We start from the raw sequence: 2,360 nt of genomic DNA, 5'->3' as shown, positions 1-2,360 counted from the left end.
ACTCGTAATGAGCAGGTCGCGGGTTCGATTCCCATCGTCGGCTCCAGAATCTCAAGACTTCCTGCAATGAAGTAACCTCTCCCGAAGTTCTTTCATCATCGATACGTATGGTGCATTGGTCTCTCAGAAGGTGTCCGCGTGCCTCAATTGATCTCTGAAGCGTTATCCGGCGGGGATGGGAGGGTGAAGGCGGAGGAGAGGAAAACGGTGAGCATCTTGCCGATGGCGCCGGTGAGGTCGAAGTCACCGAGATCGATTGTTCGGTTCGTCATCTGCTCGTAGTGGATGAAGACCATCTGACAGAATGCCTGGTCCCACTCGACGACCGGGGCCGGCGGCTCAGCCCGCAGTTCCTTCCAATACTGGATACCGATCTTGACAAGGCCCTCCCTGTTCTCTTCGTCGTAAGGCATGAAGAAGAACCTTCCCATTTCACGCGCAAGGTCGTGCATGTCCATGAGGGTCCCTTCATCCTTCAGCCGGGGCACCGCCGCCGTCAGGAACCAGATGCCGCAGACGAAGGTGAGGACCCTGTCCCGGGGAAAGGGAAGGTCTTCACCGGAAGCGTTGAGCCTGTCCATCAGTGAGGGAATAAGAAGCGCGGAGATGTCGGCCGAAACCGCCCTTGCCACCATCTCATTGAGTCCCTCACACGGCCCCAGGGCAAGAACGCAGGCCTCCCCCATCGCGCCGAGGTCCGCCGCCGCCTTATCGAGGAGCGCCTTCGTCAGCGGCTTACCCGCAAGATCGAATTCAGCTGCTTTCTCATTCCAAGTCTTCATAGGCGTGTCGCGCGGGTGATGGGTGACAGGTTATGGGGATGACTCCCTCCCCTATTACCTGTCACCCATCACCTCTCTTCTTTACCACTTGAATATCCCTTTCAGCAACTTGCCCGGTGTTATCCCCTCATCCTCTTTCTTTTCCTGGGGAGGGGCGCCTTCGTCGCTCGGTGTCCTGCCCTGCCCACGGCCTTCCATCGCCATGAGGGGCAGCATCGACGTTGATTTTCGTCTCACCTTCACGGACCAGATGGGGTCTTTCGGACGTGGCGGATAGGCGATGTTCAGTTCGTCACCATAGGCTATGAACTGGATCATGGCCCCTCCGGCATCCTTGAAGATGCCTCTCGGTACGGCGCACCGCGTCGTCGAGGGTGCCATGACAACCCTATCCCTGACAAGGCGCCGCACGTCTTCATCAGGAAGGAAGTCCATGAGCGAATACCCGGCCTCCCGGACGTCGCTGGAGCTCCAGATGATCATCGTGCCCGTTTTTTCGTCGTGCCCCATTGCGGTCGCGAAATAGCCCGTCGCGGTAGGGATGGCATTCCACTCAAACTGGAAGCTGTCCTCGGGACCGCCCTTTGTCGAAGCGAATTCCACGGGCGCCATGAAATCATGACCCGGATCTATGTCGAAGCGTATGTCGGGAAGATAGTTGCCGTGGACAAAATGGTTGCCGGCCAGCGAACTGTCCGCCGGGACCTGTTTCGAGTCCTTCCTGTTCGGCCAATCCGCGTACGCCCGGCCCGGACGGGCCGAAGGCGGGTTCTGCATCGATACCTGCCGTCCCTGAAAGGCCTTTCCGAAATCGGCTGGATTCATCTTCTCCGTGTCGATGACGTAGGGCTGACCCGGCCTCACCGTCTCCGAGCAACCCCAATATATGAGCATGCGCATCTTCGGCTTCTCCATCTTCTGCGGCCTTTCTGTCCTTTCAACCGGCTCCGCCCGGCCCGGACCCGCTGGCTCGGGCGTCACGAGCGGGAGAGTCGGGCCCATTCTCTGACCCGGAGGTATGTCGTGGGTTGCCTGGGGGTCGGCGGGCAGGCCCTTGGGAGAAGATACCTTCAGCTCGAGTCTCTTTCCCGAACCACCTCCTCCGCCCATGCCGAGCATACCGCCGATCACACCCGACATCCCGCCGCCGGCACCGGAAGGCATTCCGGGAAAACCGCTCTTCTCCGTGGAAACACTCATCCAGTACCGTGTGACGGGCGTCTTCTCCGCCGAACCCGCCGGTCCTGACCACAGAACCAACGCGAAGATGAACAGGATACCTGATACTACGGCCTTCCAGGAAAGATCACTGTTACCCATCGTTTCCCCTCCTCTTTGATCATTGTGCACGTGCTTGACAACGACGGTCCTCGCCTCCAGCCGAATACCGCCCCGCCACCTGTCGAAACTCTAAAATGCAGATTATATAACGACCACCCGGGTGTCAAGGATAAAGACGGTTCAAGATTAGGTTCAAGGGTTCAAGGGTTCAAGGGTTCAAGGGTTCAAGGGTTCAAGGGTTCAAGGGTTCAAGGGTTCAAGGGTTCAAGGGTTCAAGGGTTCAAGGGTTCAAGGGTT

At 58.3% G+C, this 2,360-nt stretch carries 2 protein-coding genes; both read right to left on the bottom strand.

Annotated features, from left to right (window positions below; translation table 11 throughout):
• Positions 1-143: 143 nt before the first annotated feature.
• Entirely contained in the window at positions 144-782 is a 639-nt protein-coding gene (locus tag GXX82_15575; protein NLT24461.1) for a hypothetical protein, read from the bottom strand.
• 81 nt (positions 783-863) lie between these two features.
• Positions 864-2,102: a hypothetical protein gene (locus GXX82_15570; GenBank protein ID NLT24460.1), complete on the bottom strand. Its 1,239-nt coding sequence runs from the start codon at positions 2,100-2,102 to the stop codon at positions 864-866.
• Between the last annotated feature and the right edge of the window lie 258 nt (positions 2,103-2,360).

Origin of the sequence: Syntrophorhabdus sp. (assembly GCA_012719415.1) — a bacterium.
In the GTDB taxonomy this organism is placed as follows: domain Bacteria; phylum Desulfobacterota; class Syntrophorhabdia; order Syntrophorhabdales; family Syntrophorhabdaceae; genus Delta-02.
The sequence above is the reverse complement of the archived record's forward strand: the minus strand, read 5'-3'. Positions and strand labels throughout refer to the sequence as shown.

Bases quoted from the DNA above. Each gene is read 5' to 3' on its own strand.
- GXX82_15570 (NLT24460.1), bottom strand. From the start codon at position 2,102: ATGGGTAACAGTGATCTTTCCTGGAAGGCCGTAGTATCAGGTATCCTG.
- GXX82_15575 (NLT24461.1), bottom strand. From the start codon at position 782: ATGAAGACTTGGAATGAGAAAGCAGCTGAATTCGATCTTGCGGGTAAG.